The sequence below is a fragment of the Methanoculleus oceani genome (assembly GCF_023702065.1).
In the GTDB taxonomy this organism is placed as follows: domain Archaea; phylum Halobacteriota; class Methanomicrobia; order Methanomicrobiales; family Methanoculleaceae; genus Methanoculleus; species Methanoculleus oceani.
On the sequence record NZ_QFDM01000001.1, the window covers coordinates 366,212 to 380,542 of the forward strand.

At 64.9% G+C, this 14,331-nt stretch carries 17 protein-coding genes; 6 read left to right on the forward strand and 11 right to left on the reverse strand.

Annotated elements, in window-relative coordinates:
- Positions 1-54 precede the first annotated feature (54 nt).
- Positions 55-792: an SAM-dependent methyltransferase gene (locus DIC75_RS01905; protein ID WP_250986322.1), complete on the reverse strand. Its 738-nt coding sequence runs from the start codon at positions 790-792 to the stop codon at positions 55-57.
- Between the two features lie 195 nt (positions 793-987).
- Here DIC75_RS01905 and DIC75_RS01910 point away from each other — a divergent pair, with 195 nt between their 5' ends.
- From DIC75_RS01910 to DIC75_RS01920, 3 genes are all read left to right on the forward strand, one after another.
- Positions 988-2,859, forward strand: coding sequence for a PAS domain S-box protein (locus DIC75_RS01910; RefSeq protein ID WP_250986323.1), 1,872 nt, complete (start codon positions 988-990; stop codon positions 2,857-2,859).
- Positions 2,860-3,168: 309 nt separating this feature from the next.
- Positions 3,169-3,669: a HEAT repeat domain-containing protein gene (locus DIC75_RS01915; RefSeq protein ID WP_250986324.1), complete on the forward strand. Its 501-nt coding sequence runs from the start codon at positions 3,169-3,171 to the stop codon at positions 3,667-3,669.
- A gap of 98 nt (positions 3,670-3,767) precedes the next feature.
- Complete coding sequence (locus DIC75_RS01920; protein ID WP_250986325.1) at positions 3,768-4,430, forward strand: hypothetical protein; 663 nt, start codon at positions 3,768-3,770, stop codon at positions 4,428-4,430.
- On the opposite strand, the gene DIC75_RS01925 is transcribed toward DIC75_RS01920, so the two are convergent.
- The 6 genes from DIC75_RS01925 to DIC75_RS01950 all read right to left on the reverse strand — a co-directional run bounded on the left by DIC75_RS01925 (position 4,427) and on the right by DIC75_RS01950 (position 9,412).
- Complete coding sequence (locus DIC75_RS01925; protein WP_250986326.1) at positions 4,427-5,014, reverse strand: hypothetical protein; 588 nt, start codon at positions 5,012-5,014, stop codon at positions 4,427-4,429. The genes DIC75_RS01920 and DIC75_RS01925 overlap by 4 nt on opposite strands.
- 5 nt (positions 5,015-5,019) lie before the next feature.
- Positions 5,020-5,973, reverse strand: a complete 954-nt coding sequence (locus DIC75_RS01930) for a transglutaminase-like domain-containing protein (protein ID WP_250986327.1) — start codon at positions 5,971-5,973, stop codon at positions 5,020-5,022.
- Positions 5,974-6,047: 74 nt separating this feature from the next.
- A complete protein-coding gene (locus tag DIC75_RS01935) occupies positions 6,048-6,269 on the reverse strand; it encodes a hypothetical protein (protein WP_250986328.1) in 222 nt (73 codons plus the stop codon).
- A 2-nt stretch (positions 6,270-6,271) separates the two neighbouring features.
- On the reverse strand, positions 6,272-6,799 hold the full coding sequence (locus DIC75_RS01940; RefSeq protein ID WP_250986329.1) for a GNAT family N-acetyltransferase: 528 nt from the start codon (positions 6,797-6,799) through the stop codon (positions 6,272-6,274).
- Positions 6,800-6,850: 51 nt separating this feature from the next.
- On the reverse strand, positions 6,851-9,064 hold the full coding sequence (glgP, locus tag DIC75_RS01945; RefSeq protein ID WP_250986330.1) for an alpha-glucan family phosphorylase: 2,214 nt from the start codon (positions 9,062-9,064) through the stop codon (positions 6,851-6,853).
- Between the two features lie 69 nt (positions 9,065-9,133).
- Positions 9,134-9,412 (reverse strand): 2TM domain-containing protein, encoded by a 279-nt coding sequence (locus DIC75_RS01950; protein WP_250986331.1) that lies wholly within the window; start codon positions 9,410-9,412, stop codon positions 9,134-9,136.
- Between the two features lie 271 nt (positions 9,413-9,683).
- On the opposite strand from DIC75_RS01950, the gene DIC75_RS01955 reads away from it, so the two are divergent.
- The 3 genes from DIC75_RS01955 (at position 9,684) to DIC75_RS01965 (ending at position 12,253) form a co-directional block, all read left to right on the forward strand.
- Positions 9,684-10,400 carry an ABC transporter ATP-binding protein gene (locus tag DIC75_RS01955; protein ID WP_250986942.1) on the forward strand — a complete coding sequence of 239 codons (717 nt, stop codon included), beginning with the start codon at positions 9,684-9,686 and terminating at the stop codon, positions 10,398-10,400.
- Entirely contained in the window at positions 10,387-11,787 is a 1,401-nt protein-coding gene (locus DIC75_RS01960) for a hypothetical protein (protein WP_250986332.1), read from the forward strand. Before DIC75_RS01955 ends, DIC75_RS01960 begins: the two co-directional genes overlap by 14 nt.
- A 73-nt stretch (positions 11,788-11,860) precedes the next feature.
- A complete protein-coding gene (locus tag DIC75_RS01965; RefSeq protein WP_250986333.1) occupies positions 11,861-12,253 on the forward strand; it encodes a hypothetical protein in 393 nt (130 codons plus the stop codon).
- A 29-nt stretch (positions 12,254-12,282) separates the two neighbouring features.
- Here the strand turns inward: DIC75_RS01965 and DIC75_RS01970 are convergent, their stop codons facing one another.
- The 4 genes from DIC75_RS01970 to DIC75_RS01985 all read right to left on the reverse strand — a co-directional run bounded on the left by DIC75_RS01970 (position 12,283) and on the right by DIC75_RS01985 (position 14,329).
- Positions 12,283-12,792 carry a dual specificity protein phosphatase family protein gene (locus tag DIC75_RS01970; protein WP_250986334.1) on the reverse strand — a complete coding sequence of 170 codons (510 nt, stop codon included), beginning with the start codon at positions 12,790-12,792 and terminating at the stop codon, positions 12,283-12,285.
- Positions 12,793-12,807: 15 nt separating this feature from the next.
- Positions 12,808-13,734 (reverse strand): ROK family protein, encoded by a 927-nt coding sequence (locus DIC75_RS01975; protein ID WP_250986335.1) that lies wholly within the window; start codon positions 13,732-13,734, stop codon positions 12,808-12,810.
- A gap of 87 nt (positions 13,735-13,821) precedes the next feature.
- Entirely contained in the window at positions 13,822-14,058 is a 237-nt protein-coding gene (locus tag DIC75_RS01980) for a KTSC domain-containing protein (RefSeq protein ID WP_250986336.1), read from the reverse strand.
- Between the two features lie 58 nt (positions 14,059-14,116).
- The gene (locus DIC75_RS01985) at positions 14,117-14,329 is read right to left on the reverse strand and encodes a KTSC domain-containing protein (protein ID WP_250986337.1); all 213 of its coding nucleotides are present in this window, start codon (positions 14,327-14,329) and stop codon (positions 14,117-14,119) included.
- Positions 14,330-14,331: the final 2 nt, after the last annotated feature.

Below are 14,331 nucleotides of genomic sequence, written 5' to 3' on the forward strand. Positions count from 1 at the left end.
CGGCCCCCCCCTGTGAACCCGGCACGGCGGGCACTACAATTTTTTTTCAGCCGTTCACCAGAACCCGGGCATCAGGACGTAGATCGCCCAGCCCATGTGCTCTCGGCCGTAGCCGAAGTACTCGTCCTGGATGCGGTGGAGGTAGTCGATCACGAAGTCGCGTTCGGGGTGGCCGGGGTTTTCGGCGAGCCAGGAGAGGACCGACTGCCAGATCCCCGACTCATAGCGGTCCCAGTCGTCCCCGGCGGACCGGAGGACGGCGGCAACGTCGAGCCCGGCCTCCCGCACGGCACCGAGGATCTCGTACTCGGTCAGGACGTCGGGCCATTCCCGGGCGAACTCGGGCGGGGTGCGGTCGGATCGCCAGCAGCGGTCGCCGATGACGACGGCCCCCTCGTCAGAGACCATGCCGAGGAGGGCGTCGAGCGTCGCCGCAAACCCGCCCCAGATATGGGACGCCCCGATCGAGGCGGCGCAGTCGCACGGTTCGTCGGGGACGTACTCCCGGGCGTCCATGCACCGGACGGCAAGCCGGTCACCGAGCCCCGCGGCCCGGAACGTCTCCTCCGCCCGGCTGCAGGCATCCTCCCGGGCCTCGATGCCGAGGCCGGATATACCGTACTCGCGCCCCCAGAGGGCGAGGATCGTCCCGTTCCCGCACCCGGCCTCCACGACGCGGGAACCCCCCCGGAGCCCCGCAGCCCGCCCGGCGGCGAGCACCTTCTCAGGCGTCGTGGGGTTCATGATCGCGAGCGCTCCCTGCGATATGCTGACGAGTTCGTTGATCTCCATGATCGGTGGTCCTCCAGGCCTATCGTACAGGATACGCCTCCCCTTCTTAAAGCCCTGCGCACCGCTCTGCTCTGCCGGCAGGCCAACGGCCGCCCCGTTCATCGCCGGAGGGGCGCCCGGTCCATCGGGGGTGCGATCCCGACACGACGGGAAAGACATATATATCGTACGCCGAAGTTAAACACCAGTGGTTGTATGCAGCTGGAGCAGGACATCCCGGAAAGAGTCCTGCGGACCCTCAGGTTCCGGCCGAAGGGCATGACGATCACCGAGATTGCAAAAGCCCTCGGCGTAAACCGGAACTCGGTCTCGAAGCATCTTGAGGTGATGCAGGCGGCAGGCCATGTCGAGTCGCGGCTCGTCGGCAACGCCAAGGTCTACTCGGTCGCACAGCGCGTACCCCTCTCGGCGTTCCTCTGTTTCACGAAGAACCTGATCCTGATCCTCGACGCCGACCTCACGATCGTCCAGGCCAATGACCAGTGTCTCAGGCGGTTCGGACGCGCAAAAGAGGAGATCGTAGACCGGAATATCCGCGATGCCGATCTTCCCGTCGTCTCTTCCCCCGAAGCCCTCGCCGTCGTCGAGGGGCTCGAGCGGGAGCAGGTGATCACCGATATCTCTCACCGGCGGGACGACGGCAGCGAGTCCTTCTACCAGATGCAGGCGATCCCGACGACGTTCGAGGATGGGGAGAAGGGATGCACGATCGTGCTCGAGGATACCACCGAGCGGAAACAGTATATCCGGAATACGATGCTCCTCGCCCGGACGGCGATCGACCTCGTCGACCTGCCGCCGGTGGACGACATCTACGGCTACACCGCCAACCGGATGCTGGAACTCGTGCCGGGAGCGTATGCCTACATCTTCTCCTACGATGAGGTCGACCGGCAGTTCGTCATCCGGGCGATCGCGGGTGAGAAATTCCAGGAGAGGCTCACGGAAATCCTGGGGCGGGATCCCGTCGGCATGGTCTTCCCGATCAACCGGATCTTCGACGCTCCCTATCACCAGACCCCGCTTTCGCTGCGCGGCCTCCAGGAGTTCGTCCTACGTCCCGAACCATCCTCGTGGTCGTTCTACGACCTCTGCTTTGAGGCGATCCCGGAGGAGGTCTGCGAGGCGATCCTCGAACGGTTCGATATCACAAAGATATGCATCACGGGACTGATCTGGCGTGATCGCCTCTACGGCATTGCGGGCATCTTCCTTCCTCCCGGGAGGGAGGTTGAGAACCGGGAGACGGTGGAGTCGTTCATCCGGCAGGTATCCATCGCCCTCGCCCGGCGGCAGACCGCCGGGCAGCTCCGGCGGAGCGAGGCCCGGTTCCGGAACATGGTCGATTCGTCCCCCTTCGGGGTCGCGCTCATCGACCGCGAGAGGCGGTTCGTCTACGTCAATCGGAGGTTCGTGGAGATCTTCGGCTACGGGCCGGACGAGGCACCCACAGTCACGGAGTGGACCCGGCTGATCTTCCCGGACGAAGAGGTCTGGCAGGAGGCCCTCGGTGCCTGGCGATCGGACCTCGAGCGTTCGGTCCCGGGCCAGGTCAGGCCCCGGACGTTTACTGTCCGGTGCCGGGACGGATCGAGGAAGATGGTTCTTTCCCGCTTCGTAACACTCTGCGACGGGACAGAGTACTCGACCTGCGAGGATATCACCGAAGAGACGCGGGCCTACCACCTCCTCGTCGCGGATATCGCCGATCTGCGGCGGCGGGAGCAGGAACTCCTCTTGAAGGACCGGGCGATCGCCTGCACCCGCCGGGCGGTTGCACTCCTCAGCCCGGACGGGATGGTGACCTACGCGAACGCCGCCTACCTCGCCCTCTGGGGTTACACGACCGCAGATGAGGTGCAGGGGTCGCACTTCTCCCGGTTCTGGGCGCAGCCCGACGAGATCCAGGGTATCGTCCGCGCAGTCATCGACGGCGGGTCCTGGCACGGCGAGCAGACCGGCATCCAGAGTGATGGTGCGACGTTCCGGGCGGATCTCCTCGGAACACCGATCGTCAGCCACGACGGCAGGGTGCTCGGCATGATGGCGGCAGTTACTGCCCAGTAGGGCAGTAACTTGAAAAACGCGAAGCGTTTTCGAGTGGCGAGGTTCCGCAGAACGACGTCCCGAAGGGACGGAGTTCGAGAAACCCGATGGGTTTCGAGGAACCGAGTCTGAGCACCGTCAGGTGCGAGTGGCGAGGTTCCAACGGAATGCAACGGGCCGAAGGGCAGAGTAACTTGAGCACCGGCGCCCGCTTCCGAGTATAAAAACCTATGCCAGGCAGAGCCGCTCCACGGCACCGCCCGGCAGTTCCGGTTCGTAAAGGCTTATTGTAGTCCCGGGACACCCCACATCCGTACAGGAGGTGAGGAGATGCAGAAGACAATCGAGAGGAAGGAAGGAGAGGGGGAAGATACGGCACAGGTCCGGGAGCTGATGCACGCCATGCTCAACGCCGACACCTACACCAGCCTGCAGGCTGTCAGCGCCCTCGGGACCATCGGAGCGCCGGCGGTCGGGCCGCTGGTGCAGGCCCTGCTCAGCGTCGACAGTGACGCACGCTGGACCGTGGCGATGGCACTCGCCCGGGCCGGGGCTGAAGCGGTGGAGCCGCTCGTCGGGGTCGTGCTCGTTGCGGACGACGAGATCAAAAATCCGGCGATCTGGGCGCTCGCAGAGATCGGCGACCACCGTGCGGTCGACCCGCTGGTCGGCACCCTCCGGACCAGCCGGTCCGAATGCTGCCGGGCCCTGACCGCCGCGGCCCTGCTGAAACTGGGCGATCCTGCCGGCATCGCCGAGGTTCGGAAGGTGTTCGAGCAGTCGGGCGAGGGGTTCGCGGGCCTTGCCATGGAGGCCTACGAGGGGACGTAAGTGTCCCTGCCCGGGAACAAACTCAAATCCTTTTTTGGTTGACCGGGGGGCAGGACAGATAGGTAATTACAAATAGAGCCCCTCAAAAAGAGATTATTATGCAAGGGCCCCATATCCTGCTCCTTATCCTTCTGGCGGCGGCTGCCGTTGCCGGGGGCTGCACCGCCACCGGGGATGCCGGGGAGGCGCAACCGGTCTCCCCCACCCCTACAGAGGCGCAGGGGGTAGGAGCAGGCCAGCCGGCCCCAACTCCGGCCGCACCCGCCCGGGGGGATAAGACGCCGCAGAGCGTGGAGTTCGTCGACCCTGCGACCTACCACATCGCGACCCCGACGCCCACGACAACGATGACGAAACTGCCAAACGATCTTCAGGTCTCCGGGGAGATGGTAGAATACTCAACGGCAACCATCGACTACCCTGCCCGGGTTCTTGCCACCGGGGTCTACCATATTCCTTACCCGTACTGGGATCTGAACGTGAGCGCGACGCCGATGAACGACTATCCCTGGCTCGTGATAGAGGTCCGGGACCCGGAGGATCCAAACCGGGTGGTCAAGGAGATCCGGTATTCCAGGTCCGACATACTATATTCCGGTAACAGTTCACATTCCAGTAATAGTTCAACAAAAGCGGCCACACAAAAAGAGGAGACATTCACCATCCGGGAGGGGTACGACGACTTTTACTTCGTCATTCGCTCGGAGTCGCTGAAGTCGCTCACCATCACCATCAAGGTTCCGGAGAAGTACCTCGTCTAAGCAGGGGGGGCGTCTCCTCCCTCTTCTGCGGCGCGGAGCTCGCGGGCGTAATCTCCTGTCGCGGTGACGTACTCCTTCCAGGCCTGATCCGCCGCGGCAAGGTTCTCTTTCGCTGTGGTGTATGCCCGCACGTCATAGGCGGCCGCAGCCGACGACCAGAGGGAGAACGCACGGTTCAGGTGGTCGAGCGCCCGGACGTAGGCCGATTGCGCCCCCGCATACGCTTCCGGGACCCTGTCGGTCCCGACGACCTGCCGGTGGTAGGCCGAAACAGCCCTGCCGTACTCGGCGACGGCCGCAAACTCCCGCATGCAGGCATCGCATCCGGCGACCGAGAGGTCGGCCGTGGAAGAGCGTATGTGGGCGGAGACCAGCTCTTCGACCAGGAGGAGGTCGGCCTCCGATGCAGCCACATGGCTCCCGAACGCCGCAACCTGCTGATCTCCGGTGTAGTTGAGAAGAAGCGTCCACCCGAGGAAAGCAATCGCTATCGCGGCAACCGCCACAGCGACGGAGACGAGCGTCTTCTTCCGGCCGATGGTAACCTTCGGGAGGTTCGGGAGGTTCGGGATCTCGAGGTTCATGCTTTTTACGCTCCTCCTGCCGGCAGCGCGACCGGGCGGATGTGATATTCAACCGGGGTGGGGATATAACGGAGGGGGACGATCCGTGGCGTCTCCGATCTCACGCTCCCGATCGGGCCGTCCTGGGTATCTCCGATAGGGAACGGTTTTCCCCAAAACGTCGAGTTTCCCGTTGAGATCGTGGTGTAATTCGTCCCCTCGACGTAGTAGTAGTGCTTTCCCCCGTACTCGAAGTATCTCGGCGTGTACTTCGCATAGTAGGGGTTGAACTCATTCATCCGGATGCCGAGGGCCATGTGATCCGAGTATAAGAGCAGCACCGTGTCATACCCGAGAGCGTCGAGAAGACCTCCCATCAGGATGGCCGCATCCTCGCAGTCCCCTTTCCCGTCGACGAGCATCTCGACGGGGTATTTGGGATACTCAACGCCGTCCTTTACAGGCCGGGCATAGCGGGGGAGGGCTCCTTCGGTGTAGGAGTCCGTGCTGCTGTCGGGCTCATACGGGATCTGCTGGACGAAGAAGATGAGGTTCATCATCCGGAAGTATTCCTCCTCCGGGTTGCCGGCGGGGGGAGCAATCCGGCGGGCGAGATCCTCGAGGATCGGCCGGTCGGCATCGGCGAGAGCATACCTCCCCCAGGCGAGCGAGTCGGCAAAGCGCGGTGTCTCCCGGTGTGCAAGGAAGAGCGCCTCCGGGATTCGGACCTGCGTCGTCTGGACGCCGCCGTCGATCGCCGTCCAGCGGAACGCCCGGGTGTAAGCCGCGCCGCCCTCCGGGAAGGGAGTCGCCGTCGTTACCGGTGTGGGCGGGACGTATACGGCCGGTTTCGGGATAGAAGCCGGTCCGGGAGAGGCGAGGCCGATCGGCTCCCCGAGGAGCGCGGGTTTCACTACGAGGGCGACGACCAGGATCACGAGCCCGCCCGCGAGAACCGGGACAATATCCTTCCATTCCATCTCCGGGGTCCCTCCGCGTATCGGTAAGTAGGTATGGGCGACCTCCCGCTAAAAATACGTCGATCCCCAGTCGCTTACGATGCCCGGACACCAAAGAACGCGGCGATGAACCGGAACACGGCGTAGAGGAAGTAGAGGCCGAAGACCCCGGCGACGATGCCGACCGCAAAGAGGAGGAGGGCGGCCGCCGGCATCACCGACGGTAACGCCGGGGGGACGAGGGCGAACGCCGCCCAGAGCATCGCCGCGATAACGGTGGAGAGCAGTGCTTTCCGGACGATTCGGGCTTTCGTCATCTTCAGTTCTCGTCGCAGAGCTCGAACACAGGCGGATAGAGGACGAGTCCCCCGACGGTCTCGGCGGCCCCGGGCCGGAGTTCGAGCATCATGAACGCCTCGTCCGGGACCGGGAAGGGCGCTGCAAAGCCTTTCTCGCGTGCCGGGACGAACCCGAATCGGGGGTAGTAACCGGGGTGCCCGACGACTATGACGACGCCGTAGCCGAGCCGCCGGCATTCGGCGAGTCCCTGGAAGACGAGCGCGGAACCGATCCCCTGCCGCTGAAAGGACGGATCCACCGCCACCGGGGCGAGAGCGAGCACCGTGCCGTCTTCGATCGTTCTCACGGGGGAGAAGAGGATATGGCCGACGACCCGGCCGTCCGTCTCCGCGACCAGGGAGAGATCGGGAATGAATCCTGGTGACTTCCGGAGGGCTTCGACCAGCCGGGCCTCGCCTTCACGCCCGAACGCACGCCGGATCAGGTCATGGACCGCCGGGTAATCCTCTCTCGCTTCAGGCCGGATCGCTACCGGATGGGGCGCCATGTACCGTACGTAACCCCCGGTACTCCTTGAACCTGCCGGACCGGTTCCGGATCACCTCACTCCAGGCTCGGGGCCTGTGGGGCAGACGCCCTCGACGCCGGCCAGCTGCCTTGCCGGCCCGGCCGCATACATGCAGACCGAAGGATAATACCTGGTGACATATTCCTTGAGCATCCGGTGGGAGCAGTACTGCGGGGTGATGCTCTTCATCGACTCCTTCATCATCCGGACCCACCTGTGCGGGACGTCGTCCATCGTCCGCGAGTAGTAAAGCGGCGAGATCTCGTTCTCGATGAGATCGTAGAGCACCTCTGCGTCCGCCCGGTTCTCTCCCGCATAGGGTGCGCGGCCCTCGAAGCCCCAGCCGTTCCTTCCGTTGTAACCCTCGATCCACCACCCGTCGAGAACCGAGAGGTTCAGTACCCCGTTCATCCCCGCCTTCATACCGCTCGTGCCGCTCGCCTCCATGAGCGGGACAGGGGTGTTCATCCAGACATCCACCCCATGTACCATGTAGCGTGCAATTTGCTCGCCGTAATCCTCGACAAATGCGATCCGGCCCCCGAACCGGGGGTCCTGGCAGTACTGGTAGATCTTCTGCAGGATACGCTTGCCCGGCTCGTCGGCCGGGTGGGCCTTCCCGGCGAAGATGAACTGCACCGGCCTCCAGCGGTTGTTCACGATCCGGTCAAGCCGGTCCAGGTCCTCGAAGATGAGGTCCGCCCGCTTGTACTCGGCGAACCGCCGGGCAAACCCGATCGTCAGCGCCGAGGTATCGAGCATGAGCCCTTCGGCCGCGAGATTCGCGGGCTCTTCGCGCAGATTCGCCCATTTGCGGCGTTTTCGATCCCGGATCCGGGCAAAGAGTTTCATCTTCAGCCACTGATGCTCGCGCCAGAGTTCTTCGTCCGGGATCTCGTCGACCACCTCCCAGAGGATCGGGTTATCGTAGTCCTCCCGCCAGTTCGGGTGGACCGGGTCCATGTACCGGTCGAAAAGCCCCTCGATCCGGTGGTTCAGCCAGGTCGGCACGTGAACGCCGTTCGTGATGGCGTCGATCGGCACCTCCCGGGGAGTGAGGTCGGGCCAGAGGGGCTGCCACATCTCCCGGGCGACCTCGCCGTGCTTCTGGGAGACTCCGTTGTGGAAACGGCTCATCCTGAGCGCAAAGGCGGTCATGTTGAACCCGGCGCCCGGGTTATGCGGGTCATCTCCGAGCGCCATGAACTCGTCCCAGGTAAGCCCGAGCGACGAGCAGTAATTGCGGAAATACTTCGCCATCAGGTCTTCTGGGAAGACGTCGTGGGCGGCCGGAACGGGAGTATGGGTGGTGAAGACCGAGGTGCCCCTGACCCGCTCGAGCGCCTCTTCACGCGGCATTCCGGACGCGAGCCGCTCACGAAGCCGCTCGAGGATGGCAAACGCAGAATGGCCCTCGTTCAAGTGCATCGCCGAGTAGTCCACGCCCAGGGCATGGAGGACCTTCCTCCCGCCGATACCGAGCACCAGTTCCTGCCGGAGCCGGCACTCGAGCTCCTTTAAGTAAAGGCGATGGGAGATGCTCCGGTTCTCGGGGAGGTTCTCGTCGATATGGGTGTCGAGGAGGTAGAGGGGGACCCGTCCCACCTGCACCTTCCAGACCGCGACATAGATGGGCGGCTCGATCAGGGGGACCTGCACCACAAGCTGCTTCCCGTCGTCGCCGATCACCCGGAGAACCGGGGCGGCGTCGCGATCCAGGATCTCCGCGACGTTCTTCTGCCACCCGTCCCCCTCGATATGCTGGTGGAGATAGCCTTCGGCGTACATGAACCCGACGGCGACCGTCGGCACGCCGAGGTCGCTCGACGACTTGACGTGGTCGCCCGCGAGGATCCCGAGCCCCCCCGCGTAGAGCGGGAGCGAGTGGTGCAGCCCGAACTCGCTTGAGAGGTAGGCGATCGTCAGCGGCGCCCGTCCGGGATAGTGCTGCGCAAACCAGCTCGTCCCCGGCACCATATACTCCTTGAACCGGTGCATGATGATATCGTAACGGCGGAGGTACTCCGGATTCGCTGCCGCCCGCTCGAAGAACCGGGGCGGGGTATCGAGAAGCATCCTGACCGGGTTATGGCGGCTCATCTTCCACTCCGCCCGGTTCAGCATCTTGAAGAGCACGCTCGCCGAGGAGTGCCAGCTCCACCAGAGGTTGTACGCGAGGTCGACCAGCCCGAAGATCCGTTCCGGGACGTGGGCGAACCGGTCGTAGGGTATCTCCGTCTTCATCGCGACGGGCATTATCTGCCTCACAAGATAAGTGCTTCTGTCAGGAGGGGCGGGCGGGCAGGGATCGGCTCACCGCCGCTCTTCACGCTCCATGTACTCCCGGATCTTTTTCTCCTCCCAGTCTCTCCCGAGGAACCGGTCCCTGCCGAAGACCTGGAGCGCGTGGAAGAACACGCCCACCCCCCAGAAGATGGTTACCCAGTAGAACCAGAGCGCCCCGGGGCTGGAAACCATGTTGATCGTGAAGAGGAGGAGGTTGACGGCGATGTAGACCGCAAGGTGCATGTAGAACCCCCGGATCTCCTCGACCCGCCTCTTCGCACGAGCATAACTGTTCTGTTCGTCCATATATTCCGGTTACGAACCCTGACGTTTATACCTGCCTATGCCGTTCCTCATGGTTTTCCCGGGGGTATCGCGAGAGTGAAGGGTATCGCTGCCCGGCACCGGCAAGACCTGCGCGGCGTGCGGGCCCCTGCCGGGATAACAGGGGGATTGAAGAGACAGTTTCGACGCATTCTGCCGCAAGATGGCCGAAAGGAATGGAAAGGTATTATATGCACCTTTTGCCGATGTTCCTTCATTATAACCCGGAGGAGCGTGTATTCGAGTGCGGCAGATGATCGAGGCGAACGACCTCACGAAAGACTACGGTAATGTTACTGCGGTGAACAGGGTATCGTTCTCCGTCGCGGAAGGGGAACTTTTCGGCCTGCTCGGGCCGAACGGCTCGGGCAAGACGACGATGATCCGGATGCTGACCGGGCAGGTCCGGCCGACCTCCGGGTCGGCCCGGGTGATGGGGCTCGATGCGGCGAAAGACCCCATCGGGGTCCGTGGACTCGTCGGGATCATCCCCGAACAGGAGACGCCGCCGAGTTTCCTCACCGCGGAGGAGTACCTCCGCTTCGTGGCCAGCATCCGCAACCTCGATTCGGTGGACGAGCGGTGCGACCGCTGGTTCGACCTGCTGGAGTTCGGGGACAAAAAGGACGTCCTCTGCAAGGACCTCTCGCGGGGCACCCGGCAGAAACTGATGTTTGCGCAGGCGTTCCTCCACGAACCAGAGCTCGCCCTCATCGACGAGCCGCTGATCAACCTGGACCCCATCATGCAGCGGACAGTGAAGGACTTCCTGCAGGAATACGTCCGTGACGGCGGGACCGTCTTCTTCTCCACCCATATCCTCGAGATCGCCGAAGAGATCTGCGACCGGATCGGGATCATCCACAACGGCAGGCTCCTTCACGCCGGTCGGGTCGAAGACCTCGTCGGGTCGGACAGGCACCTTGAGCCCTTCTTCCTCGACCTGGTCAAGGGTGATGCCGGTGCCTGACCTCTTCCTCGCGATGATGAAGGAGGAGTGGCGGATCCACTCGACGATCTTCGGGAGCCTCGGGTTCGCCCTCTTCCCGGCGGTCGTCGCGGTCTTTGCCCTTCTCGGGTCGCTCACCCTCCCGCTCTTTGCTGACGTGCTCCCGTACGCCGCGGTCGCGCTCCTCGCGCACGCCCTCTTCCTGCTCATGGGCGTGATGGTGGGGTCGTTCGGTCTCATGGGGCGGGAGTTCATGAACCGCCGGTTCGGGCAGGCGAGCCTCGTCGCTTACGCCTCCAGGAGCCTCCCGGTCTCGGAGCGGCGAATATTTGCGGCGTTTCTCGTGAAGGACACGGTCTACTATATCCTGCTCTACGTCCTCCCCTTCGCGGCCGGATTTGCCGCGGCGACGCCGTTCATCGGCCTCGATCCGGGTCTGGGGCTCCTCGCGTTCGTCTCTCTCGCGCTCGCCTTCCTCCTCGGACTCTCCGTCGTCTGCTTTCTCTCGACCCTCTACGCACGCTCTGTTGCGCTCCTCGCCGGAACCGTAATTGTGCTCGCAGTCGCCGGGGTCGCGGCTTCACGCTCCGGCCTCGCCGTCCTTCCCCCGTATGCCTTCTTCCTCGACCCGGCACCGGAACCGTTCGCGCTCTCGCTCCTCCTCATCCTGGTCCCGGCAGCCGTCTCGGTGCTCTTCGTCACCGTCGAATACCCGGATCGGACGAAGCGGTTTAAAAACAGCCTCGATCCCCTCGCGGAGAGGGTCCGCGCCCTCGGGAGCGCGCACTTCATCGCCAAGGACGCCCTCGACCTCCTGCGCAGCGAAGGAGGCGCGGGGAAGGTGATCTTCTCGTTCCTCTTCCCCCTCGGCCTCATCTGGGTCTGTCTCCGGGTCCTGATCCGGTTCATCCCGGGGATCGATCCCCTCGTGGTCTTTGCGGTCCTCCTCGGGGTGATATCGGCCACCATCTACAACTGGCTGACCGAGTTCGACTCCTTTACGTCCTACGCCTTCCTGCCGGTAAGGGTCTCGGAGGTGATCGACGCAAAACTGAAGAGTTACGGCCTCGCAAACCTCCTCCCGGCCACGGTGCTCGCGCTTGCGGCAGCGACCGCCGGCGGGGCGGGGACGTTCATCCCGGCCCTTGCCGCGTTCCTCTCGGTCTCGGTCTACACCCTCGCGGTGACGGTCTACCTCACCGGCCTCCACCCGAACGTGATGCTGTACTCCGCCGGGGTCTTCCTCCGCTACCTGCTCGCGATAAGCCCGGCGCTCCTTCTCCTGATCTTCGCGTCGATCCTCGACCCCTGGTACGCAGCCTTGAGCCTCCTCCTCATCGCGCCGGCGGCGTTCCTTCTTTCCCGCGGCCGGGCGAAGTGGCAGGCGTGGGAGATGCCGGGATATTAAACCCCCGCTGCACCTCTCACTTTCACCCCCCGCACGGCGCAGCTTCAAGAGCATTGCGGGAGACCCAGGGAGTATGCTACGAAGAGCCGGCTACCTCGAGAGGTGCAGGTCCGCCGCAGTCGACGAGGAGGGGAGAGCCTGCCGGATCGTCGAGGTCGCACTCGACGGCCGGCGGTTCGGAGTCCGGGTCGGCGAACTCCTGCAGGCGCTCGACGGGCGGCGCCCCGCCCGGGTCGGGCCGCTCCGCCGGGACCGGGGGCCGGTCCTCGGCGATACGGTCGGCCACGCGGAGCGGTCCCGAACGGGGGCGGCGATCGTCTTCGAGTTCCTCACCGGGGAGCGTTACACGGTACCGGCGGCGGCACTCCGGGCGGTCCTCGCCCGGGCCTCCACCTTCGCGCCCGTCGCGGCGATCCTGCCGGGGGCGAGGCCGGCCGCCCGGCAGCAGGTTCTCGTCACCGGGTAGCCGCCTCGCGGTCCCGAGAGGCTCTGCGGTCACGCCGTGACCCGCTTCCTCGCGTACTCGTCCCAGTGCGCCTCGATGAAGCCCCGGATCCCCCGGCCCGGCCTGTACGGCGGGTATATCCGGCGGTAGGCCGCCTCGGCGTCGGCAAGGCTCTCCGTCGGCAGGACGTCGGTGTAGGCCGCAAGGTAGAGGAGCCCGATCGCCGCCGACCGGGAGACCCCGAAGCCGCAGTGGACCAGCACCGGCCGGCCCTCCGAAAGACACCGGTGGATGAAGCGCAGGGCGGCATCGATCGCCTCTTTCGGGACATCGGCGGGATCCCTCGAGTCGACCAGGTTGAGCATCAGCCGGTTCCCCCGCCGGGCGACCAGATGCTCGGGGTGATCCGGGGGCACCGTGCCGAGGGGCGAGTAGGTAACCGCCAGGCAGTGGTAGGGGTTCCGGCAGGCGTGCACCACGCACCAGGTCTCGTGGGCCTCTACCGCGACCTCGTAGTCCTCCTGCGTCCCGATATACAGGTTCTGGTAGATCTCGATCATGCTTCCCGTCCCGTTTCACCGTGTCTCGAGCGCGTACGCCGCCGCCCCGAGGAGCGGCGCCTGTCCTGCAAGGTCGGAGACGACAAGCCGGGGGAGGGCGAGGTAGCGGTCGATGCAGGGCTCCATGTGCCGGATCACGACATCTCCGTAGTAGAGGGCGAGCGGCCCGTCGAGCACGATCACCTCGGGGTTGTAGGCGACGATGACCGCCGAGACCCCCCGGGCGTTCACTTCCCCGAGCGTCCCCATGAAGGCGAGGGCGACCGGGTCCTCCGCCCGGGCCGCCTCGAAGATCGCCCTGGTGGAGCCGGCGTCGAACGCTACCTGCCGGACGTCGGCCGCCTCCCGCCACGCCGCGAAGAAGCGGGGGACGTTCTTTGCAGAGGCGTAGGCCTCCCAGTGGCCGGCAAACCCGCATCCGCAGACGAGGTTGTAACGGGTATCGACGGGGATGTGCCCGATCTCCCCGGCATTCCCGTTCACTCCGAGCAGCAGGCGGCCGTTCACCACCGCTCCGCCGCCGATGCCGGTCGAGAGGGTGACATAGACGACGTTATCGGAGCCGCGGGCGGCGCCCGCCCACCGCTCGCCGAGAACGCCCGCCCGGGCGTCGTTGATCAGGGCGACCTCAAGGCCGAACCGCTCCCGGAGCGGCTCGACGACCTCCACGACCGGGAAAGCGATGTTCGGTGAGTCGACGACCCACCCGCGGCCGAGATCCAGGGGTCCGGCCGACGCGACGCCGATGGCCGCGGCCTCCCGTCCTTGCGGCGACGCGAGGAGGGCCTCGATCCGGGCGACGATCGCCGCGGTGATCACCTCCCCGGAAGGCCCCGTGGCCGGCGTCGGGACGGCGTCGTGGGCGAGTACGGTCGCGTCGGAATCTACCAGGGCAGCGCGGAGGTTGGTCCCGCCGAGGTCAACGGCAATCACGGTGGTCATATGGGTCACTCCTTTCGATGGCAGGTGCTTCTCTTCTCGAATTGCGCGGACCAGCGGGATAAACCTACCCTTCTCCCCATTCCCGGATCAGACGTCCTCCCCCACCGCCAGGCAGGGATACTTCTCCCGGGGATACCTGCCCTCTATGGAATCGCGGACGAACTGTTCCCTCGATGCGGCCGCGAGGAGACCGTTGTAGACCTCTTTTGTGACGCCGGCATAGCGGTAGGCGTCCCCGGTCGAGCAGATGACGAGAAGCGCCTTCGTTGTCGGATCATAGCCGACGGACCTGACGCCTGCGCGTCCGGCTGACTGTTGAGACATGCGAACCGGGTGTGGTCGGCGGGGATGATAGCGGTTGCGGCGGGTACCGCCGGAAGCCTCACCGGACCTTCTCGTAGGGGTAGCGCAGCCGGATGAACTCCCCGAAGTAGCGGCCCTTCGACCGGGCCGCGAGCATTCCTTCGTAGACCGCGGGCGGCACGCCGACGTAGTGGTAGACACCGCCGCTGTGGAACTCGACCTCCAGGACCTCGTCTTCCGGGTCGTAGCCGATGGATTTGATGTTGGTGGACTCGACGGTCTGGCGTTGCATGG